At 72.5% G+C, this 21,768-nt stretch carries 19 protein-coding genes; 12 read left to right on the top strand and 7 right to left on the bottom strand.

From position 1 onward, the window contains the following. Positions 1-8: 8 nt before the first annotated feature. Both AB0C75_RS16960 and AB0C75_RS16965 read left to right on the top strand, forming a co-directional pair. Positions 9-584, top strand: coding sequence for a GNAT family N-acetyltransferase (locus AB0C75_RS16960; protein WP_362891417.1), 576 nt, complete (start codon positions 9-11; stop codon positions 582-584). Between the two features lie 83 nt (positions 585-667). Then, positions 668-2,368, top strand: a complete 1,701-nt coding sequence (locus AB0C75_RS16965; RefSeq protein WP_362891419.1) for a proline--tRNA ligase — start codon at positions 668-670, stop codon at positions 2,366-2,368. Between the two features lie 69 nt (positions 2,369-2,437). Here the strand turns inward: AB0C75_RS16965 and AB0C75_RS16970 are convergent, their stop codons facing one another. From AB0C75_RS16970 to AB0C75_RS16980, 3 genes are all read right to left on the bottom strand, one after another. Continuing rightward, positions 2,438-3,355, bottom strand: a complete 918-nt coding sequence (locus AB0C75_RS16970; RefSeq protein ID WP_362891420.1) for an aminoglycoside phosphotransferase family protein — start codon at positions 3,353-3,355, stop codon at positions 2,438-2,440. A gap of 62 nt (positions 3,356-3,417) precedes the next feature. Continuing rightward, positions 3,418-3,918, bottom strand: coding sequence for a ferritin-like domain-containing protein (locus tag AB0C75_RS16975; protein ID WP_362891531.1), 501 nt, complete (start codon positions 3,916-3,918; stop codon positions 3,418-3,420). A gap of 5 nt (positions 3,919-3,923) precedes the next feature. Then, the gene (locus AB0C75_RS16980; protein WP_362891421.1) at positions 3,924-4,454 is read right to left on the bottom strand and encodes a hypothetical protein; all 531 of its coding nucleotides are present in this window, start codon (positions 4,452-4,454) and stop codon (positions 3,924-3,926) included. 171 nt (positions 4,455-4,625) lie between these two features. Between AB0C75_RS16980 and rimP the strand changes: the two genes are divergently transcribed. From rimP to AB0C75_RS17030, 10 genes are all read left to right on the top strand, one after another. Further along, a complete protein-coding gene (gene rimP / locus AB0C75_RS16985; RefSeq protein ID WP_362891423.1) occupies positions 4,626-5,123 on the top strand; it encodes a ribosome maturation factor RimP in 498 nt (165 codons plus the stop codon). Between the two features lie 2 nt (positions 5,124-5,125). Further along, positions 5,126-6,166, top strand: coding sequence for a transcription termination factor NusA (gene nusA, locus AB0C75_RS16990; protein WP_362891425.1), 1,041 nt, complete (start codon positions 5,126-5,128; stop codon positions 6,164-6,166). A gap of 108 nt (positions 6,167-6,274) precedes the next feature. Beyond that, on the top strand, positions 6,275-6,553 hold the full coding sequence (locus AB0C75_RS16995) for a YlxR family protein (protein ID WP_362891427.1): 279 nt from the start codon (positions 6,275-6,277) through the stop codon (positions 6,551-6,553). Between the two features lie 148 nt (positions 6,554-6,701). Beyond that, on the top strand, positions 6,702-9,857 hold the full coding sequence (gene infB / locus AB0C75_RS17000) for a translation initiation factor IF-2 (protein ID WP_362891429.1): 3,156 nt from the start codon (positions 6,702-6,704) through the stop codon (positions 9,855-9,857). A 204-nt stretch (positions 9,858-10,061) separates the two neighbouring features. Beyond that, complete coding sequence (locus tag AB0C75_RS17005) at positions 10,062-10,358, top strand: DUF503 domain-containing protein (protein ID WP_362891431.1); 297 nt, start codon at positions 10,062-10,064, stop codon at positions 10,356-10,358. 25 nt (positions 10,359-10,383) lie between these two features. After that, complete coding sequence (gene rbfA, locus AB0C75_RS17010; RefSeq protein ID WP_362891433.1) at positions 10,384-10,836, top strand: 30S ribosome-binding factor RbfA; 453 nt, start codon at positions 10,384-10,386, stop codon at positions 10,834-10,836. Next, positions 10,833-11,756 (top strand): tRNA pseudouridine(55) synthase TruB, encoded by a 924-nt coding sequence (gene truB / locus AB0C75_RS17015; protein ID WP_362891435.1) that lies wholly within the window; start codon positions 10,833-10,835, stop codon positions 11,754-11,756. Before rbfA ends, truB begins: the two co-directional genes overlap by 4 nt. A 211-nt stretch (positions 11,757-11,967) precedes the next feature. Beyond that, on the top strand, positions 11,968-15,525 hold the full coding sequence (locus tag AB0C75_RS17020; RefSeq protein WP_362891437.1) for a trypsin-like peptidase domain-containing protein: 3,558 nt from the start codon (positions 11,968-11,970) through the stop codon (positions 15,523-15,525). 43 nt (positions 15,526-15,568) lie between these two features. Then, positions 15,569-16,522 (top strand): bifunctional riboflavin kinase/FAD synthetase, encoded by a 954-nt coding sequence (locus AB0C75_RS17025; protein WP_362891439.1) that lies wholly within the window; start codon positions 15,569-15,571, stop codon positions 16,520-16,522. Between the two features lie 77 nt (positions 16,523-16,599). Next, positions 16,600-17,715 (top strand): XdhC family protein, encoded by a 1,116-nt coding sequence (locus AB0C75_RS17030; protein WP_362891441.1) that lies wholly within the window; start codon positions 16,600-16,602, stop codon positions 17,713-17,715. Here the strand turns inward: AB0C75_RS17030 and AB0C75_RS17035 are convergent. Genes AB0C75_RS17035 through AB0C75_RS17050 form a run of 4 tightly spaced genes read right to left on the bottom strand, consistent with a single transcriptional unit; the run spans position 17,705 to position 21,766 of the window. Next, the gene (locus AB0C75_RS17035) at positions 17,705-18,703 is read right to left on the bottom strand and encodes an ABC transporter ATP-binding protein (protein ID WP_362891443.1); all 999 of its coding nucleotides are present in this window, start codon (positions 18,701-18,703) and stop codon (positions 17,705-17,707) included. The genes AB0C75_RS17030 and AB0C75_RS17035 overlap by 11 nt on opposite strands. Then, entirely contained in the window at positions 18,700-19,761 is a 1,062-nt protein-coding gene (locus AB0C75_RS17040; RefSeq protein ID WP_362891445.1) for an ABC transporter ATP-binding protein, read from the bottom strand. The genes AB0C75_RS17035 and AB0C75_RS17040 overlap by 4 nt, the downstream gene beginning before the upstream one ends. Further along, positions 19,758-20,678: an ABC transporter permease gene (locus AB0C75_RS17045; RefSeq protein ID WP_362891447.1), complete on the bottom strand. Its 921-nt coding sequence runs from the start codon at positions 20,676-20,678 to the stop codon at positions 19,758-19,760. Before AB0C75_RS17045 ends, AB0C75_RS17040 begins: the two co-directional genes overlap by 4 nt. Beyond that, positions 20,675-21,766: an ABC transporter permease gene (locus tag AB0C75_RS17050; RefSeq protein ID WP_362891449.1), complete on the bottom strand. Its 1,092-nt coding sequence runs from the start codon at positions 21,764-21,766 to the stop codon at positions 20,675-20,677. Before AB0C75_RS17050 ends, AB0C75_RS17045 begins: the two co-directional genes overlap by 4 nt. Between the last annotated feature and the right edge of the window lie 2 nt (positions 21,767-21,768).

The following is a 21,768-nucleotide window of genomic DNA, read 5'->3' on the forward strand; positions in this document are numbered from 1 at the left end:
GTTCCGGCATGGCAGCAGCAACTCCCTCGTCCCCCTGGGGCTCCGGGACCCCCGACACCGTGGTCGGACCGCTCGACCTCGCCGACCGCGTCGACGAGGCACTGGCCGTGCAGGCCCTCGCCTTCGGCCTCTCCCAGGACGAGATCGACGTACGCCGCCATATCGTGCTGCGGCACCTCGACGATCCGCAGGCACGCGCACTCGGCGCGACCGCCGCCGACGGACGGCTCGTCGGCTTCGTCTACGGGCTGCCGAACGACCGGACCCACTGGTGGTCCACCGTCGTCGAACCGTATCTGCGCGCCACCGGGTCCGACGGCTGGCTCGACGACTCGTTCGTGATCACCGAGCTCCATGTCCACCCGGAGTTCCAGCAGCGCGGCATCGGCCGCAGGCTGATCACCGGCATCACGGACGCCGTCGACCTGCCCCGTTCGATTCTCTCCGCGATCGACACCGAGAGCCCCGCCCGCGGGCTCTACCGCGCCCTGGGCTATCAGGACCTCGCCCGGCAGGTGCTCTTCCCGAGCGCCCCCAAGCCGTACGCGGTGATGGGCGCGCCCCTCCCGCTGCGCCGCGGCTGAGCGGCCGCCGGGGAATCGATTTCCGCCCGCACGGGCCGCCCGGCTAACCTCGGGCTCACCACCCTTGCGAGCAGGAGTTCATCATGGCCCAGGTCCAGCGCATGTCCCGATTGATGATCAAGACACTGCGCGACGACCCGGCGGACGCCGAGACGCTCAACCACAAGCTCCTCGTCCGCGCCGGTTACGTACGCCGCACCGCGGCCGGTATCTGGTCCTGGCTGCCCCTCGGCAAGAAGGTCCTGGAGAACGTCACCCGCGTCGTCCGCGAGGAGATGGACGCCATCGGCGGTCAGGAGGTCCTGCTCCCCGCCCTGCTGCCCAAGGAGGCGTACGAGGCGAGCGGCCGGTACGACGAGTACGGCGACCTGTTGTTCCGCCTCAAGGACCGCAAGGGCGCCGACTACCTGCTCGGCCCCACCCACGAGGAGATCTTCACCCAGGTCGTCAAGGACATGTGCTCGTCCTACAAGGACCTGCCCGTGATCCTCTACCAGATCCAGACCAAGTACCGCGACGAGGCCCGCCCCCGCGCCGGTGTGCTGCGCGGCCGCGAGTTCCAGATGAAGGACTCGTACTCCTTCGACACCACCGACGAGGGCCTGGCCGAGGCGTACCGGCTGCACCGGGGCGCGTACATCCGGATCTTCGAGCGCCTCGGCCTCGACCACCGCATCGTCTCCGCGGTCTCCGGCGCCATGGGCGGCTCCGCCTCCGAGGAGTTCCTCGCCCCCGCGCCCGCAGGCGAGGACACCTTCGTCGACTGCCCGAACTGCGACTACGCCGCCAACACCGAGGCCGTGACCTTCAAGGCCACCGAGGCCGACGGATCGGCGACCGGCCCGGTCGAGGAGCTGGACACCCCCGACACCCCCACCATCGAGAGCCTCGCCGCCCACCTCGGCGTCCCGGCCTCCGCCACCCTGAAGAACCTCCTGGTCAAGGTCGACGGCGAGATCGTGGCCGTCGGTGTGCCCGGGGACCGCGAGGTCGACCTCGGCAAGCTCGGCGAGCACCTCGCCCCCGCCGTCGTCGAGCTCGTCACCGCCGAGGACTTCGTGGGCCGCCCCGACCTGGTGCGCGGGTACGTCGGCCCGCAGGGCCTGGAGAAGGTGCGCTACATCGCCGACCCCCGTGTCGCCGCCGGCACCGCCTGGATCACGGGCGCCAACAAGGAGGGCAAGCACGCGAGGAACGTCGTCGCGGGCCGCGACTTCGAGATCGACGACCACCTCGACGTCGTCGTCGTCGAGGCCGGCGACCCCTGCCCCAACTGCGGCACCGGCCTCCAGGTGGACCGTGCCATCGAGATCGGCCACATCTTCCAGCTCGGCCGCAAGTACGCCGACATCTTCTCCCTCGACGTCCTCGGCCAGCAGGGCAAGCCGGTCCGCGTGACCATGGGCTCGTACGGCATCGGGGTGTCCCGCGCGGTGGCCGCACTCGCCGAGCAGACCGCCGACGACAAGGGGCTGTGCTGGCCCCGCGAGATCGCCCCGGCCGACGTGCACGTCGTCGCCGCGGGCAAGGCGCTCCAGACCGAGCTTGCCCTCGACGTCTCGGAGAAGCTGAACGCGGCCGGTCTGCGCGTCCTGGTCGACGACCGCCCGGGCATCTCTCCCGGTGTGAAGTTCACCGACTCCGAGCTCATCGGCGTCCCGAAGATCCTGGTCGCCGGCCGTCGTTCGGCCGAGGGCGTCCTGGAGCTCAAGGACCGCCGCACGGGCGAGCGCGAGGAGCTCACCGTCGACGAGGCGATCGCCCGCCTGACCGACCAGGGCTGATCCGACCCGACCTGTGAAGCAGGGGGCCCCGCGCATCGCGCGGGGCCCCCTGCCGTCCGTGTCGGGCGGTCAGAGCCAGCCCGCGAACTCCAGTGACAGCTCGCCGTCCTGCGTGCGCCCCGCCGTCAGTGCCCGGGTGCCGGACTCGACAGCCCGGAAGAGCGTCCAGCCGCGCAGCCGCGCCTGGTCGAGCTCCAGCGACTCGGCGAGCTTCTTGACCCGGCGACGGGCCGTCACCGCACCGCCCGGCGAGGCGATCAGGTCCTCGACCCGGTCACGCACCAGCCGCGCCAGGTCGTACGCCCGCTCCCCGGTCAGCGGCTCGGGGCCGACCGCGAGCCATGGTGCACGCTCACCCGAAAGGACCTTGCTCTGCCGGAAGTTGCCGTGCAGCAGGAAGCTCTCGGGGGAGTCCTGGACCAGCTCCTCACGGGCGGCGAGGGCCGCGGAGACCAGCGGCTCCAGCACCGGGTCCCGCACGGCGGCGGCTCGCATGGGCTCCGCCTGCCGGCCGGTTCGCTCGGTGACCGTCTCGAAGGCGTGGCCGGCCGGCGGCTCGACCCAGAGCCGCCGCACCGTGCCCGCCGCCTCCAGCAGAGCCTTCGCCTCGGGCAGGGAGCGCAGGGACACCTCGTGGTGCAGCCGTTCCAGCAGGAGGGCGTCCCCGGGCGCCCTGACGGCGTCCTGGGCCTCCAGGAGCTCGACGGCGCCCCAGCCCTTCCAATGGGCGAGCGCGGCCCTCTCGAGCGCGGGAGCGGCCCCTTCGGGCGCGATCTTCAGCACGGCGGGTGTGCCGTCGGCCCGGTGCACGAGGAGGGCCAGGCTGCTGCGCCCGCCGGGAGCGCACACCCGGTCCACGGAGACCGCGTGCGCGGACAGTGCGTCGTCGGTGAGCGAGGGGAGCCGGCCGAGCCACTCGGCCGCGGCCGCGTCCCCGTACGTCTCGCCGAGCGCTCGCACCAGACGCTGCGGCGGTTCGAAACCCATACGTGCCTTGTTCCCTTTCGGAGCGTGCGTGCTCGGTCGCCCGGTGCCCGGCACCCGTGTGCTCAGTGCGTGAGACCCGTGGCCCCTGCCTCCGCCGTGTTCTCCGGCGGGGAGGCCTTCTCGGCGAGCCCAGGAAAGGCTACGCCCGTGCCGCGCCAGCGCACCGCACGCACCGCGGCCTCCCGGAGCGCGCCCGCGGCATCCTGCCGCAGCGAGCCGTCGGCGGCCCGTACGAGATCGGAGTAGACCCCCGCGACCCGGTCCTCGATGACGGCGGCGAGCCGCATCGCGGACGCCGGATCCCGCACGGCGAAGGGCAGGTCGTACGCCGCGTGCGCCGCCACGGGCGTACCGCCCAGGTCACGCACCTTCCGCGCGAGGGTGTCCCGCCGCGCACGGTGGGCGTCGCAGGCCGCCGTCGCGTCGCTGCGGCGGCCGCCCTCCAGGCGGCCTCCCAGGGTGCCGTATCCGTACACCGCGGCGTGCTCGGCGGCGAGCGCCGCCTGTGCGGCCCGCAGGGTTCTCTTCGTGCTCCTGTCGGCCTTCCCGGCCGGCTGTGTCATGCCGGTCATTCCGAGGTCTCCTTGGCCAGTTCGGTCAGCAGATACGCGTGGGCGGCGCCTGCCGCGGCGATCGAGGCCAGCAGCCTGGCCAGTTCCGGTTCGGCGGTCAGCAGCGCCGTGGCGCGGCCGTCCGCCACCCGGCGTTCCTCGGCCGCGAGTTCCTTCAGGGCGGCCCGCGCGTCGGTGGTGGGTGCCGCCGCCGAAGGCCCGGGGGAGGGCGAGCCGCTCGCGGCCTTCGCCGGTCCGCCCAGTGCCGCGAGGTGTTCCCGTACCGCCGCGTCCAGCGGCGCGAGCCCCGGCTTCGTCACCGGGTGGTCCGTGGCGACCTGTTCGTAGCGGGCCAGCAGTGAGGCGCTGTCCCGGGCGGCCGACGCCCGCAGTGCCGCGACCGCCCGGAGCGATGCGGCAGCGGCGTCCGTACCCCCGGGGCCACTTCGGGTCCCTGACCCGTCCCCGCAGCTCGTCAGCAGCGCACCCACGGCGAAGGCTCCCGTAGCGGTGAGCGCACCCCTGCGCGTCGTCCCCGTGCGGTGCACTTGTCTCCTTCAGCCTGGTTTTTGACAGTTTCTGACCCGAAGTGATCACCGGGGGTGAGCGTACCCGCGGCCGGACGGGAGGGGGACGGCAACACCCCTGCGGACCGGATACCCTTTGACCTGACACGCGACGATCCCCACAACAGCACACGCGGCCGAGGAGTCACCCGGATGAGCACCACCCAGAGCGACAGGCTGCGCGAACTGCTGGAGCCGCTCGTCAGCGCCAAGGAGCTGGACCTCGAGGAGATCGAGGTGTCCAAGGCGGGCCGCCGCAGGGTGCTGAGGGTCATCGTGGATTCCGAGGACGGCGTGGAGCTCGACGCCTGCGCGGAGCTCAGCAGGGACATCTCGCAGACGCTGGACGAGACCGACGCCATGGGCGAGGGCGAGTACGTCCTCGAAGTGAGCTCTCCGGGCGCCGACCGCCCGTTGACCGAGCACCGCCACTACGTACGCGCCACCGGCCGGCTGGCGAGGATCACCCTGAGTGAGGGCGGCGAGCTGGTGGCCCGCATCCTCGGGGTGGACGACGAGGGACTCGATCTGGAAGTGCCGGGCGTGAAGGGCCGCAAGCCCACCGCGCGGCGCCTCGCCTTCGACGAGATCGCCAAGGCGCGCGTGGAGATCGAATTCAACCGCAAGGACAAGAAGGAAGAGGAGGCGTAGCCGTGGACATCGATGTGAAGCTTCTGAAGGGCTTGGCGCAGGACAAGGAGATCCCCTTCGACGTGCTCGTCGGGGCGATCGAGTCGGCCCTCCTCATCGCGTACCACCGCACCGAGGGCAGCCACCGCCGTGCGCGCGTGGAGCTGGACGCGGGCGGCCATGTCACGGTGTGGGCGAAGGACGACCCGGCCGAGCTCGAAGAGGGCCAGGAGCCCGAGGAGTTCGACGACACGCCGTCCGGCTTCGGCCGTATCGCCGCGACCACCGCCAAGCAGGTCATCCTGCAGCGGCTGCGCGACGCCGAGGACGACCGTACGTTCGGCGAGTACGCGGGCCACGAGGGTGACGTCGTCACGGGTCTCGTCCAGCAGGGCAAGGACCCGAAGAACGTCCTGGTCGACATCGGCAAGCTGGAAGCGATCCTGCCCGTGCAGGAGCAGGTGCCGGGCGAGGAGTACACCCACGGCCTCCGGCTGCGTACGTACGTCGTACGGGTGGCCAAGGGCGTGCGCGGCCCGTCGGTGACGCTCTCGCGCACCCACCCGAACCTCGTGAAGAAGCTCTTCGCGCTGGAGGTTCCGGAGATCGCGGACGGCTCGGTCGTCATCGAGGCCATCGCCCGTGAGGCCGGCCACCGCACCAAGATGGCCGTCCGTTCCACCCGGGCCGGTCTCAACCCGAAGGGCGCCTGTATCGGCCCGATGGGCAGCCGGGTGCGTAACGTCATGGCCGAGCTGCACGGTGAGAAGATCGACATCGTCGACTGGTCGGACGATCCGGCCGAGATGGTCGCCAACGCACTGTCACCCGCACGGGTGAGCAAGGTCGAGGTCGTGGACCTCGGGACGCGCTCCGCCCGGGTGACCGTGCCCGACTACCAGCTGTCGCTGGCGATCGGCAAGGAGGGGCAGAACGCCCGTCTGGCCGCCCGTCTCACCGGCTGGCGCATCGACATCCGCCCGGACACCGAGACCGACGCCGAGCGGGACGTCGCCGACCGTGAGCGCGCCGAGCGCGCCCGGGAGCGTTCCGAGCGCGGCTGACCTGCTCCCGAGGAATAGATCGAGGCGCCATGCCGCTGAGATCACGACAACATCCGTTCGATTTTTGCCCCCCATGGGTGAGGTCGATGCGGGGAGGTAGACTTAAACGTGTCTGGCCGGACGCACGCCCGCGCTTGCCCCGAGCGAACCTGTGTGGGATGCCGGGAGCGAGCGGTCAAGAGCGAGCTGCTGCGCACCGTGGTGGACGAGGGGGAAGTTGTCCCTGATCCACGCGGTACGCTGCCCGGCCGGGGTGCGTACGTACACCCCGTCCCTGTCTGTCTCGACCTGGCGGTCCGCCGCCGGGCATTCCCCCGGGCCTTCAAGGCCAGGGGGCCGTTCGATTCCGCTGCACTGCGGCGGTTCGTCGAGCGGGTGACACCGTAAGAAAGTGAACGGCACGGGTCCCCGTGCGGTCAGGTACCTCGCGAGTTGGAAGTAGGTCGAGATTGCGATGAGCACTCGATGAGTACGCGATGAGTACGCCCATGAAGTAGCGACGGTCCGGCGGTAACCCGGACCTAAAAGGAGCGAAGTGGCTAAGGTCCGGGTATACGAACTCGCCAAGGAGTTCGGCGTGGAGAGCAAGGTCGTCATGGCCAAGCTCCAAGAACTCGGTGAATTCGTCCGTTCGGCGTCCTCGACGATCGAGGCGCCGGTCGTACGCAAGTTGACTGACGCACTGCAGGGTCCCGGCGGCAACGCCGGCAAGTCCGCTGCAAAGCCTGGCGCGCCTCGCAAGGCCGCCCCCTCGAAGCCCGCGACGCCGTCTCCGGCCGCCGCGGCACGTCCCGCTGCCCCGAAGCCCGGCGTCCCGGCCCCCAAGCCGGCCGCCGCGGAGACTCCGGAGAGCAGCACCCCCGCGGCGCCCGCCGCGCCGTCTGCGCCGTCTGCGCCCTCCGGGGGGCCCCGTCCGGGCCCCAAGCCCGCGCCGAAGCCCGCCCCGGTCACTCCGGTGCCCGCCGCGGAGTTCTCGGCTCCGGCTCCGGCCCAGCAGCCGGCCGCGCCGCAGCAGCCCGCCGCACCCCAGCAGGCCCCGCGTCCCGCGGGTGCCACCCCTGGGCCGCGTCCCGCCCGTCCGGCTCCGGCCGGCGGTCAGCGTGACGGCGGCCGCGACGGTGGTCAGCGTGACGGTGGCCGTGGTGGCGAGCGTGGCAGCGACCGCCCCGCGCGTCCCGCAGGCCAGGGCGCCCCGCGACCTGGCGGCTCGCGCCCGTCCGGACCCCGTCCGGGCAACAACCCCTTCACCTCCGGCGGATCCACCGGCATGGCGCGCCCCCAGGCGCCCCGTCCCGGCGGTGCCCCGCGCCCCGGCGGCGGTCAGGAGCGCCCCGGCGCCCCGCGCCCCCAGGGTGGTCCCGGCGGCGCACAGAACGCACGGCCTCAGGGCCAGGGTGGTGCACGTCCCTCTCCGGGCGGTATGCCCCGTCCGCAGGCTCCCCGTCCGGGCGGTGCCCCCTCGGGTAACCGTCCGAACCCCGGCATGATGCCGCAGCGTCCCGCTGCGGGCCCGCGTCCCGGCGGTGGCCCCGGCGGTGGCCGTGGTCCCGGTGGCGGCGGCGGTCGCCCGGGTGGCGGCGGCGGTCGTCCCGGTGGCGGCGGCTTCGCAGGCCGTCCGGCCGGTCCCGGTGGCGGCGGCGGCGGTTTCGCCGGCCGTCCCGGCGGTCCCGGTGGTGGCGGCGCAGGCCGTCCCGGTGGTGGCGGCGGCTTCGGCGGCCGTCCCGGCTTCGGTGGACGTCCCGGCGGCCCGGGTGCCCGTGGTGGCACACAGGGTGCGTTCGGCCGTCCCGGCGGTCCCGCGCGTCGTGGCCGCAAGTCGAAGCGGCAGAGGCGCCAGGAGTACGAGTCGATGCAGGCCCCGTCGGTGGGCGGCGTCATGCTGCCCCGCGGCAACGGGCAGGCTGTGCGGCTGTCCCGCGGTGCTTCGCTCACGGACTTCGCGGAGAAGATCAACGCGAACCCGGCGTCGCTCGTCGGCGTCATGATGAACCTCGGCGAAATGGTCACGGCCACGCAGTCGGTCCCCGACGAGACGCTGAAGCTGCTCGCGGACGAGATGAACTTCGTCCTCGAGATCGTCAGCCCGGAGGAGGAGGACCGCGAGCTGCTCGAGTCCTTCGACATCGAGTTCGGTGAGGACGAGGGCGGCGAAGAGGCCCTGGTCTCCCGTCCGCCGGTCGTGACCGTCATGGGTCACGTCGACCACGGTAAGACCCGGCTGCTGGACGCGATCCGCAAGACGAACGTCGTCGCGGGCGAGGCCGGCGGTATCACGCAGCACATCGGTGCGTACCAGGTCGGCGCCGAGGTCAACGGCGAGGACCGCAGGATCACCTTCATCGACACCCCGGGTCACGAGGCGTTCACCGCCATGCGTGCACGTGGTGCGAAGTCCACCGACATCGCGATCCTCGTGGTGGCGGCGAACGACGGTGTGATGCCCCAGACGATCGAGGCGCTGAACCACGCCAAGGCGGCCGAGGTGCCGATCGTGGTCGCGGTCAACAAGATCGACGTCGAGGGTGCCGACCCGACCAAGGTGCGCGGTCAGCTCACCGAGTTCGGTCTGGTGGCCGAGGAGTACGGCGGCGACACGATGTTCGTCGACATCTCCGCCAAGCAGGGCCTCAACATCGAGTCCCTCCTGGAGGCCGTCGTCCTCACCGCCGACGCCTCGCTCGACCTGCGGGCCAACCCGGAGCAGGACGCGCAGGGTATTGCGATCGAGTCCCACCTCGACCGCGGCCGCGGTGCCGTCTCGACCGTCCTGGTCCAGCGCGGAACGCTGCGCATCGGTGACACGGTGGTCGTCGGCGACGCGTACGGCCGTGTCCGGGCGATGCTCGACGACAACGGTCAGAACGTCCAGGAAGCGGGTCCCTCGACCCCCGTCCTGGTCCTGGGTCTCACCAACGTCCCGGGTGCCGGCGACAACCTCCTGGTCGTCGACGAGGACCGTACGGCCCGTCAGATCGCCGAGAAGCGTGCCGCCCGTGAGCGCAACGCCAACTTCGCCCGCAAGGGTGTCCGGTTCTCCCTGGAGAACCTGGACGAGGCGCTCAAGGCCGGTCTGGTCCAGGAGCTCAACCTCATCATCAAGGGCGACGCGTCCGGTTCGGTGGAGGCTCTCGAGTCCTCGCTGCTCCAGCTCGACGTCGGTGAAGAGGTCGACATCCGGATCCTGCACCGCGGTGTGGGTGCGGTCACCGAGTCGGACATCAACCTGGCGACCGGCTCCGACGCCATCGTGATCGGCTTCAACGTGCGCGCCGCAGGGCGTGCCGAGCAGATGGCCGAGCGCGAGGGCGTGGACGTCCGGTACTACTCGGTCATCTACCAGGCGATCGAAGAGATCGAAGCGGCCCTCAAGGGCATGCTCAAGCCGGAGTACGAAGAGGTCGAGCTCGGAACGGCGGAGATCCGCGAGATCTTCCGCTCGTCCAAGCTGGGCAACATCGCCGGTGTGCTGGTCCGCTCCGGCGAGGTCAAGCGCAACACCAAGGCGCGCCTGCTGCGCGATGGCAAGGTCATCGCGGAGAACCTCAACATCTCCGGTCTGCGCCGCTTCAAGGACGACGTCACCGAGATCCGCGAAGGCTTCGAGGGCGGTATCAACCTCGGAAACTTCAACGACATCAAGATCGACGACGTCATCGCGACGTACGAGATGCGCGAGAAGCCGCGAGGCTGATCAACGGGGTTGCCCGGGGGGAGACCCCCGGGTCCTCCTCCACGGTCGGGGCCGGTCGACGGGTCGTATTTCCGTCGATCGGCCCCGGCTGTTGCGTGTACCGTTCGGGTGTCTCCGCCGAGTGATGGCGGGGGCGCGGCTGTGCCGGCCCGGGGGGCGTCCCCCGGGCACCCGAACCCGAACCGGCGGGATATCCGGACACACATGTACGTGGGGACGCTGTCCTTCGATCTGCTCCTCGGCGACGTACGGTCGCTGAAGGAGAAACGCTCCGTCGTCCGCCCGATCGTCGCCGAGATCCACCGCAAGTTCGGGGTGAGCGTGGCGGAGACGGGCGGCCAGGACCTCTACCGCAGGGCCAGGATCGGCGTTGCCGTGGTCTCCGGGGACACCGGACACCTCACCGACGTACTCGACCGGTGCGAGCGCATGATCGCGGGCCGGCCGGAAGTGGAACTGCTGTCCGTACGACGGCGGCTGCACAACGACGAAGACGATTGAGCACGTTCAGATAGGAGACGGACCAGTGGCCGACAACGCGCGGGCGAAGAAGCTGGCAGACCTCATCCAGGTGGTGGTCGCCGAGAAACTGCAGCGCGGTATCAAGGACCCGCGTCTGGGCACGCACGTGACCATCACGGACACCCGTGTCACCGGCGACCTGCGAGAGGCCACGGTCTTCTACACGGTCTACGGCGACGACGAGGAGCGGGCCAGCGCGGCCGCGGGCCTGGAGAGCGCCAAGGGCATCCTGCGCTCGGCGGTCGGCGCGGCGGCGGGGACGAAGTTCACCCCGACGCTGGCTTTCGTGGCCGACGCCCTGCCGGACAACGCCAAGGCGATCGAGGACCTGCTCGACCGGGCACGTGCCTCGGACGCCAAGGTCCGCGAGGCGTCCTCCGGTGCCACCTACGCAGGAGGTGCGGACCCGTACCGCAAGCCGGAGGACGAGAACGACGAGGACTCGCCTTCCGCATGACGCAGAACAAGCAGGACAAGCAGGACAAGCAGGAGAAGACGCCGGACGGACTTGTCATCGTCGACAAGCCGTCCGGCTTCACTTCGCACGACGTCGTCGCCAAGATGCGCGGCATCGCCCGAACCAGGCGGGTCGGCCACGCCGGCACGCTGGACCCGATGGCGACCGGGGTCCTCGTCCTCGGCGTCGAGAGGGCGACCAAGCTGCTCGGTCATCTCGCGCTGACCGAGAAGGAGTACCTGGGGACCGTCCGGCTGGGCCAGGACACCGTCACCGACGACGCGGAGGGCGAGATCACCTCGTCCACCGACGCCTCGGGGGTCACCCGTGCGGGCATCGACGCCGGGGTCGCCGCGCTGAGCGGGGCGATCATGCAGGTGCCGTCCAAGGTCAGCGCCATCAAGATCGACGGCAAGCGGTCCTACGCCCGGGTGCGCGGCGGCGAGGAGTTCGAGATCCCGGCCCGCCCGGTGACCATCTCGTCCTTCCAGGTCCACGACGTCCGTGCGGCGGTCGCCGATGACGGCACCCCGGTGGTCGACCTGGTCGTCTCCGTCGTGTGCTCGTCGGGTACGTACATCCGCGCCCTCGCCCGCGACCTCGGCGCCGGGCTCGGCGTCGGCGGGCATCTGACCGCGCTGCGGCGCACCCGGGTCGGACCGTACGGCCTGGACGCGGCGCGGACCCTCGACCAGCACCAGAAGGAGCTGACCGTGATGCCGGTGGCGGAGGCGGCCGCGTCGGCCTTCCCGCGCTGGGACGTGGACGACAGGCGCGCCAAGCTGCTGCTCAACGGCGTACGTCTTGACATGCCGGCGTATCCGTCGGGGCCGGTCGGGGTCTTCGGGCCCGACGGGGCGTTCCTCGTGCTCGTCGAGGAGCAGAAGGGCAAGGCCAAGAGCCTCGCCGTCTTCGCCTGAGGCCTCCCGGCGGCCCGGACCCGTCGTGGAGCGGGCAGCTCCCCCCGGCGCGTGCCCGCTCCACGATTCCCCTCCCCCTGAACATCCCTGTCCATCCGGACACGCTGATTCACCCCAATGGACGGGCGCTCGGAGTGACCGGGGGGTGCGAGGGGGGCGCTTTCGCCCCGCGCGTTTCCGGTGCCGATCATCCGGGATCTAACGTCGGACCATGGGCAGCGGGGACCGGTCGAAACTTGTGAGTATCTGCGATCAGGCCGGCCGGCCGCGGGGAACCGGATTCGTCGCGGACGACCGGGGCACGGTCGTCACCAGCCATCAGGTCGTCGCGCGCTCCGCGCCCCTGACGCTGCGCTCAGCCGACGGCCGCAGCTGTCCCGTCGGCCCCGACGACATCACCGCGCTGCCCGCTCTGGGTCTCGCCCTGCTGCACACCGGCGACCCCGCGGCCCTGGGGGTGGAGCCGCTCCCCGTCGCCGTACGCGAACAGATCGGCACGGGCACCTACGTGCGGATCGCGGCCCACGGCTGGCGCGAGGCGCGGGTGCTGGGGACCACCCCCGCGACCTACACCGAGGGGGGACGCGACCATCCCGTGAGCGAGGCGCTGGAGCTCGCGCTCGGCACGGACGGGCGCGACGCGCTGCGCTCCGGCGGCGGGGCTGTCGGCGGGCCGGTGACGGACCCGCTCACCGGGGCCGTCCTGGGCATCCTCTCGACCGCCCTGAGCGCCGGGCGCGAGACCGCCGGACTCGCGGTGCCGCTGACCGTCCAGGACGCCCCGGCCCCGCTGGCCGAGGTGCTCCGGCGCAACGCGAGCGGCGTCCCGGGGTACGGCCGCGACCTCAACCTCGCCGGGGCACTGCAGCTGACCGCCACCTCGCTCGGCCACGCCGACAGCCGGCCCTGCGGTACGGAGGCCGTCGAACGCCCCCACATCAGCGCGGAGTTCACCGCCTTCGAGACCGGTACGGGTCCGGTGCTCGGCCTGGTGGGCGCCCCGGGGACCGGCCGCACCACGGAGCTCGCCGCCCTGGCCGCCCGCCGTGCCCGCGGGCCTGTGCCCGCCCTGACGCTCTGGCTGCGCGGAGCCGATCTGCTGGCCGACGACACCTCGGTCACCGACGCGATGACCAGGGCGCTGCAACGCTCCGGGCGCATCCTCACCGCTGCCGGGGCCCGGGGCGACATGGCGACCGCCACCCCCGAGCGGGTGGCCCGTCTCGCCGCGGCCTCGGGGAACCCGCTCCTGGTCGTCGTGGACGGCCCGGAGGAGATGCCGCCGCTGCTGGCCCACCGGCTTCCCGGCTGGACCGCGGCGACGGCCGAGTGGCTGCCGGCCCACGACGTGCGGATGGCCGTCGCCTGCCGCCCCGAGCACTGGGAGACCGCCGGCGCGCTGTACCCGCCGGGCGCCCTGCACCATCCGGAGCACCCGGCCGGCGGCCTGCCGCCGTCCGTCCGTCTCGGCGACCTCACAGCGGAGCAGGCCGAGCGGGCGGCCGAACGGTACGACATCCCGCCCGGCACGCTCGCACCCGGCCACGACCGGCACCCCCTCACGCTGCGCCTGCTGGCCGAGGTGCGTGCCGCGCTGCCCCCCGACGTGCCCGGCAGGCCCGGCACGGAAGAGGTCTTCGCCGCCCATCTGGACCTCACCTGCCTCCGGATCGCGGTCCGCATCGGGGCACAGGCCGAACCCAGGCTCCGCGGCACGGCGGTGCGCAGGCTCGCGGCGAAGGTGGCCGGCCAGGTCCACGAGGCGGCCAGGCGCTGTCTCGGACCCGGGCAGGGCGAGCTGGACCGGGCGTCGTTCGAGGAGATCTTCCCCTGGCGCACCGGATGGGCCTCCGCCGTACTCACCGAGGGCCTGCTGGTCCCGGCGGGCGCGGGATACCGCTTCGGCCACGAGGAGCTCGGCGACTGGGTGCAGGGCGCGCACCTCGACCTGGACGCCGCGCTGTACTCGCTGGTCCACCGCCGGCACGCGGACGGGGCGCCCACGGACCCCGAACCCGCCCCGCAGGACCCGGCCGAACCCCGCAATCTCCCGGTGCCGCGCCACCGCATCGGCCCCGTGCTCCAGGCGATGCTCCTGCTGGAGCGGCGGCAGGGGCACGCGGCGCTGGCCCACCGGATGGCGGACCTCATCGAGGCGATGGACCGCCTGCCGTACGGCCCCGGCACGGAGGGAGTCCTCACCGACGCCGGCTGGTGGGCGGCCCGTCTGCTCCGGGAGAGCCTGCTCAGGGTGCCCGACGCCCGGCCCTGCGTCGGGGTGCTGCGGGTGCTCGCCGGGCGGATCACCCGGCGCTCCCTGTCCGGGGGCCCGGCCGCGCGCGGCCCCTACGCCGAATTCGGGCCCTGGTTCTGGCGCCGGGTCCGGCTGCCCGAGGACGACCGGATCGATCTCCTGCGCCGCCTCCTGCCCGCCGACGGTGCCCCACGGGCCGACGGCGGCGAACGCTATCTGGACGCCGTGTCCCTGCGCCTCGCCGCCCGGCCCAGGACGGTCCAGGCGTTGCTGTGCCGCTGGTTCACGGACGAGAGCCCGCTGCCCGCGGGGGACGGCCTGCCGATGCGGCTCACCGTGGCCGCCGCCGCGCAGGCCCTCCTGTACGCCCGCCGGGACCTCGCCGTCGACGACCTGACCGAGGCGCTCGTCGACACCGTCCACCCGCGCGCCGCCGAACTGCTCACCACCCTCGCCGAGGACGATCCCACCGCCCTGTGCCGGGCCGTCGACCGGTGGGCGCGCGACGAGGAGCGGCCCGAGCGCCGCGCCGCCGCCGCCGTCCACTCCGCGCTCGCCGCCGCCCGGCCCCTCCGCGCCTCCGACCGCGCCCTGCTGCGCGGTGCGGCACTCACCCTGCTGGCCAGGCCGGACGACACGGCCCTGCACGCCCGGGCGCTCACCGTCCTCGTACGGGACCCGGACACCGGGGGCCGCCATCTGCCGCAGGCCCTGCGGCTCTTCGCAGCCGGGGACCCCCGGCTGCCGCTGGCCCTGCTGACCGAAGTGTTCCCGGAGCACCCCGAGCCGGTCCTCGAGGCGCTGCGCGCCCGCCTGTCGCTGCCGGGGGAGGCCGCCGCCGGTGTCCTGCGCAGGCTCGCGGCCCTGGACTCTCCCGCCCTGGCGCTGCACGCCCCCGGTCTCGTACGCCGCTACATCGACAGCCGTGGCCGTCCGGGGGAGGACGCCGGGGAGGGGACCGCCGCCTATGTCGACCTCAGGCTGGAGCACAGCCCCGCCGCCCGCGCGCTCCTGCTGCCCCTGGTGACCGGGCTGCTGCGGGACCGTCCCGCGCCACCGTCCGTACGTGCCGCGCTGGCCCAGGTGCTCGCCGCCCCGGGAAGCGCAGCATCGCGGCCGCTGCGGGCCGAGCTGCTGGAGGTCCTGCTGGAGTTCGAGCAGGAGACGGGACAGGACCCTGAGGTGCTCGAAGCCCTGCTGCGGGCTGCCGCCGCGGGCTCCGGCAGCCGCCCCGAAGCCCGCACCCGCGCCCTGGTGCACCGCACGGGGATGCTTCTCGTACGGACGCCCGAAGGCGCGGCCCGCTTCGACCGTGGCCTGATCGAACTCGCCCGGGACGTGCCCGGATTCGCGGCCCTCGTCACCCGGTGGCTGGCGGACGCCCCGCAGGAGTGGGCCGCGCTGGTGGGCCCCGGTGCCCGGCGGACGGTGGAGGAGCCCGAGGGTTCGGGGCTCGTGATCCCGGTGCCGATGCAGGCCACGGAACGCGAGCATGGCAGTCTTAGACCTGCGTAATGGACATACACACGTACACAGGTTCGGGCGAGGAGCGGTCACAGTGCACTGCTGGCGTGGTTTGGAGGACATCCCTGAGGGCTGGGGGCGCAGTGTCGTCACCATCGGCTCCTACGACGGGGTGCACCGCGGACACCAGCTGATCATCGGCCGTGCCGTGGACCGGGCGCGCGAGCTGGGCGTGCCCTCCGTCGTCGTCACCTTCGACCCGCACCCCAGTGAGGTCGTCCGCCCGGGCACCCACCCCCCGCTGCTCGCCCCGCACCAGAGGCGTGCCGAGCTGATGGCCGGACTGGGGGTGGACGCGGTGCTGATCCTGCCGTTCACCGCCGAGTTCTCGAAGCTCTCGCCCGCGGACTTCGTCGAGAAGGTGCTCGTCGACAGGCTGCACGCGAAGCTCGTCATCGAAGGCCCGAACTTCCGTTTCGGCCACCGGGCCGCGGGCAATGTCGCCTTCCTCGCCGAGCTCGGTCCGACCCATGACTTCCAGGTCGAGGTCATCGACCTCTACGTGAGCGGTGACGCGGGCGGCGGAGAGCCGTTCTCCTCCACGCTCACCCGCCGCCTGATCGCCGAGGGCGACGTCGAAGGGGCGGCGGAGATCCTCGGCCGCCCGCACCGCGTCGAAGGCGTCGTGGTGCGCGGCGCGCAGCGGGGCCGCGAGCTCGGCTTCCCCACGGCGAACGTGGAGACCCTGCCGCACACCGCGATCCCCGCCGACGGTGTCTACGCCGGCTGGCTCACGGTGAACGGCGAGGCGATGCCCGCGGCGATCTCCGTGGGCACCAACCCGCAGTTCGACGGCACCGAGCGGACCGTCGAGGCGTACGCGATCGACCGCGTCGGCCTCGACCTCTACGGGCTGCACGTGGCGGTGGACTTCCTCGCCTACGTACGCGGCATGCTGAAGTTCGACTCGATCGACGACCTGCTCGTGGCGATGGCCGCCGATGTGAAGCGGTCCAGCGAGCTGATCGCGGCGCACACGGAGGCCTGACGCCTTCCTGTGGTGCGCGCGCCCGCCCCGGGGCATGGTCGGGGGCAGGAGCCGTCGAGCCGGGAGGACGTCCGCACATGCGCGAACTGCTGTCGGAACTGCGCGACTGGCACGCCGCCGGCACGCTCTTCGCCCTGGCCACCGTCGTCGCCGTACGGGGAAGCGCGCCGCGGGACCCCGGCGCCGTCATGGCGGTGACCGCCACGGGCGCGGTGGCGGGCAGCGTCTCCGGCGGGTGCGTGGAGAGCGACGTGTACGAGACCGCCACCGAGACGCTCACCACGGGCCGTACACAGCTGCGGACCTACGGCATCAGCGACGACGAGGCCTTCGGCGTCGGACTGACCTGCGGCGGCACGATCGACGTGCTGGTGCGTCCCTTCGTCGACGCGGCCGACCGGGACGCGCTGCGGGAACTCGTCGGCATCATCGCCGCGGGGGAACCCGTCGCGCTCGCCACCGTGGTGTCCGGAGCCGCGCCGGTCGGTGCCCGCCTGACGGTCCTGGCCGACCGCGTCAGCGGCTCTCTCGGCGACGAGGGCCTCGACGCGGCCGTCACCGACGACGCACGCGGACTGCTCGCCCAGGGAGCCACCGCCGCCACCCGGTACGGCGCGCACGGCGAGCGCCGCATGCAGGACGTCACCGTCTTCGTCCAGACCCACGCCCCCGCGCCCCGCATGCTCGTCTTCGGAGCCATCGACCACGCCGCGGCCACCGCGAGGATCGGGACCTTCCTCGGCTACCGGGTGACGGTGTGCGACGCCCGCCCGGCCTTCGCCACCCGGGAGCGTTTCCCCACGGCCGACGAGGTCGTCCGCGCCTGGCCGCACACTTACCTCGAATCGACCCCGGTGGACGCCCGCACCGTCCTGTGCGTCCTGACCCACGACCCGAAGTTCGATGTGCCGCTGCTCGCCGCCGCGCTGCGCACACCCGCCGCGTACATCGGTGTCATGGGCAGCAGACGCACCCACGCCGACCGGGTAGCCCGGCTGCGCGAGGCTGGGGTGGACGAGGCGGAACTGACCCGCCTCGCCTCACCCGTCGGCCTCGACCTCGGAGCCCGTACGCCGGAGGAGACGGCCGTCTCCATCGCCGCCGAGATCATCCAGCACCGCTGGGGTGGCACGGGCCGCCCGCTGGGCGAGCTGGCGGGCACGATCCACCACCCGGCCCCTCTCAGACCGTGACCTGCTCCGCCGCCGCCCAGTGGCACGCGACCTGCGTGCTGCCGCCCCCGCCCAGCACCGGCAGCTCCTTCGTACGGCAGGCGTCCGCGACGCCCGCGCGCTCCGCCTCGCCCGAGGCCAGGACCTGGCACCGGACATGGAAGCGGCAGCCGGACGGGACCTTCGAGGGGTCCGGCGGCTCGCCCGCCAGCAGCACAGGATCGCCGTCCGCCTCCGGCAGCACGGACAGCAGCGCCCGGGTGTACGGGTGCCGGGGAGCGGTGAGGATCTGCTCGACGTCACCCGTCTCCACGATCCGGCCGAGATACATCACCGCCACCCGGTCCGCGATGTTCCACGCGAGACCCAGATCATGCGTCACCACCAGGGCCGACAGGCCCAGTTCGTCACGCAGCCGCAGCAGCAGGGCCAGGATCTCGCCGCGCACCGAGGCGTCCAGCGAGGCCACGGGCTCGTCCGCGACGATCAGCTCCGGCTCCAGGACCAGCGCACCCGCGATCACGACCCGCTGGCGTTGACCGCCGGACAGCTCGTGCGGATACCGCAGGAAGAAGCGCTCCGGAGGTCGCAGCCCCGCCCGGGCCAGCGCCCCGGACACGGCCTCCCGCTCGTCGCCCGCGTAGCCGTGGATGCGCAGGCCCTCCGCCACCGCGTCGTACACCGTGTGACGTGGGTTGAGGGAACCGCTCGGGTCCTGGAGCACCAGCTGCACCCGCTTGCGGTACGCCTTGAGCGCCCGGCCGGTGTAGTCGAGCGGCTCGCCGCCGAACGTGACGCGGCCGGCCGTGGGCGGCACCAGGCCGAGCAGGGACCGGGCCAGGGTCGTCTTCCCGCAGCCCGATTCACCGACCAGGGCGACGATCTCGCCGGGACGGATGTCGAGGTCGACCCCGTCGACGGCCCGCGCGGTCGCCGCTCCGCGCCGGCCGGGGAACGCGACCTCGAGCGCCTGGGCGCTGAGCAGCGGTGCCGGGGGAGTGGTCGTCATGAGGTGCTCCTCGCTTCCTCGGTACCGCCGTGCGGATCGGCCGGGGCGGTCGCTTCAGGTTCCACCAGCACACAGGCCGCCCGCCGGGAGCGCCCGGCCGGCCGCAGCTCCTGGTCCTCGGTGGCGCAGGACCCCAGCGCAGCCGTGCAGCGCGGATGGAACGTACAGCCCGATGGCAGCGCCGACGGGTCCGGGGGGTCGCCCGGCAGGCCGCGCGGTGCGTGCCGCGACGCGAGGTCCCCGATGCGCGGGAAGGCGGCCGACAGCGCGCTGCTGTAGGGGTGCCTGGCGCCCTCGTAGACCTTCTTGGCGGGGCCCTCCTCGACGATCCGGCCCGCGTACATCACCGACAGCCGGTCACAGGTGTCGGAGAGCACCGCCAGATCGTGACTGATCATGATCAGGCCGAGGTCCTGCTCGCTGACGAGCTGTTCGATCAGCCGCAGGATCTGCGCCTGGATCATCACGTCGAGTGCGGTGGTGGGTTCGTCCGCGATGACCAGCCGTGGGTCGCAGGCCAGGGCCATGGCGATCATCACGCGCTGGCGCTGACCGCCGGACAGCTCGTGCGGATAGGCGTCCGCGCGGGCGGCCGGCAGGCCGACCTGTTCCAGCAGCTCACCGGCGCGGCTGCGCGCGGCGGCCGGGGTCGCCCTGCTGTGCAGCAGGATCGGTTCGGCGATCTGGTCCCCGATGCGGTGCACGGCGTTCAGCGAGTGCATCGCGCCCTGGAAGACGATCGAGGCCCCCGCCCAGCGCACGGCGCGCAGCCGGCCCCACTTCATGGTGAGGATGTCCTCGCCGTCCAGCAGGATCTCGCCGCTCAGGGACGCGGACGCGGGCAGCAGCCGCAGCAGGGCGAGCGCCAGCGTCGACTTGCCGCAGCCCGACTCCCCGGCGATGCCCAGCTTCTGACCGGCCTCGACCTTCAGGTCGACGCCCCGCACCGCGGGGACGGCCGAGGCCCCGGTGCCGTAGGTGACATGCAGATTCCGGACGTCGAGCAACGGCTGCCCGGTCTCCGGCTTCGGAACGCTCTCGGTCTTCACGGCGGTCAACGGGACACCCCCAGCTTGGGGTTGAGCACGGACTCGATGGTGCGGCCGCACAGCGTGAACGCGAGGGCGACGACCGCGATGGCGAGTCCGGGCGGAGCGAGATACCACCAGTTGCCGGAGCTGACCGCCCCGGCCTCACGGGCGTCCTGGAGGAGCCCGCCCCAGGAGACGATCGTGGGATCGCCCAGCCCGAGGAAGGCGAGCGTCGCCTCGGTGAGGATGGCGGTGGAGATCACCAGTGTGGTCTGCGCGAGCACCAGCGGCATCACGTTGGGCAGCACATGACGGGACATGATGTGGCCGTGCCCGCCCCCGAGCGCCTTGGACCGCTCGATGTACGGACGCGACTCCACGGACAGCGTCTGCGCACGCACCAGGCGCGCGGTCGTCGGCCAGGTCGTCACGCCGATGGCGAGGACCGTCGTCCACAGGGACCGCGAGAGTACGGTGGCCAGCGCGATGGCGAGCACCAGCGTCGGCATCACCAGGAACCAGTCCGTGATCCGCATGATGACGGTGCTGTACCAGCCCTTGAAGTGACCGGCCGTGATGCCCACCAGGGTCCCGATGGCCACCGAGAGGAACGCGGCGAGCAACCCCACGGTCAGCGACACCCGTGTGCCCCACACCAGGAGGGCGAGCAGGCTGCGGCCGAACTGGTCGGTGCCCAGGGGGAACTCGGAGCTCGGTGCCTCCAGCGGGCCGCCCGGAGCGGCGGTGACGCTCTGCGAGTCCACGCCCACCAGCAGCGGGGCGGCCAGCGCGGTCAGGGCGATCAGTGCGAGCACGGCCAGGCCCACGAGGCCGGCCCGGTGTCCGCGGTACTGCTGCCAGAAGCGGGCCGCGGCTTGCCGCCGGCGGGCCCAGGTCAGCGCGCGCGGGCCGATGGCAGGCGCGGCGTCGGTCGTGGTCGTCATCGGCCCACCCGGGGATCGAGGAGCGGATAGATCACATCGGCGAGCGTGTTCATCAGGATCACCGCGGCGGCGAAGATGAAGAACAGCGCCTGCACCAGTGGCAGATCGGGCACGCTCAGTGCCTGGTAGAAGAGCCCGCCGAGGCCGGGCCAGGAGAACACCGTCTCCACCAGGATGGCACCGGCCACCGTGTTGCCCAGGTTGACGAAGAGCAGCGTCACCGTGGGCAGCATGGCGTTCGGGACGGCGTGCCTGCGGCGTACGAGGTCGTCGCGGAGCCCCTTCGCACGAGCCGTCGTCAGATAGTCGCTGCCCATCTCGTCGAGCAGCGAGGACCGCATCACCAGCAGGGTGCGCGCGTACTCGACGGCGACGAGCGTGATGACCGGCAGCACGAGGTGGTGGGCCACGTCGATGACGTAGGCGAAGCCGCTCTCGCTGCCGGACTCCATGCCTCCTGTCGGGAAGAGACCGGGGATGGGCCCGATACCGACGGACAGGGTGATGATCAGGAGCAGCCCGAGCCAGAAGGAGGGCACGGAGTACAGCGTCAGCGCGAAGGCCGTGTGGAAGCGGTCGCCCGCGGAGCCGTTGCGCCAGGCGGACCTGGCGCCCAGCCAGATCCCGATCGCCGTGTAGATCACGAACGCGGTCCCGGTGAGCAGCAGCGTCGCGGGCAGCGCCTCCGCGATCTTGTCCATGACGGGCGCGTGGAACTGGTACGACGTACCGAAGTCCCCGGTCAGGGCCTTGCCGCAGTATTCGGTGAACTGCTGCCAGAGCGGCAGGTCCAGGCCGAATTCCTTACGCATCGCGGCGATCTGCTCGGTCGACACCTGCCGGCCGCCGGTCATGTGCTTGACCGGGTCGCCGGGGATCAGACGGAACAGGAAGAAGCTGGTGACGAGCACGGCGAACAGCGAGACGGCCGCACCGGCCAGCTTGCCCGCCGCATAGCGGAGGTACGCGGTCGTGCTGCGGGCGCGAGGACTGCGGGCCGACGGCCCGGCCGGAGCCGGACCGTCGGTCTGCACAGCGTCCACGCCCGCCGCGCCCTTCACGAGCGCGGGAGTGCTTTCTGTGCTCATGG

The organism is Streptomyces sp. NPDC048565 (assembly GCF_040650935.1).
Lineage (GTDB): Bacteria > Actinomycetota > Actinomycetes > Streptomycetales > Streptomycetaceae > Streptomyces.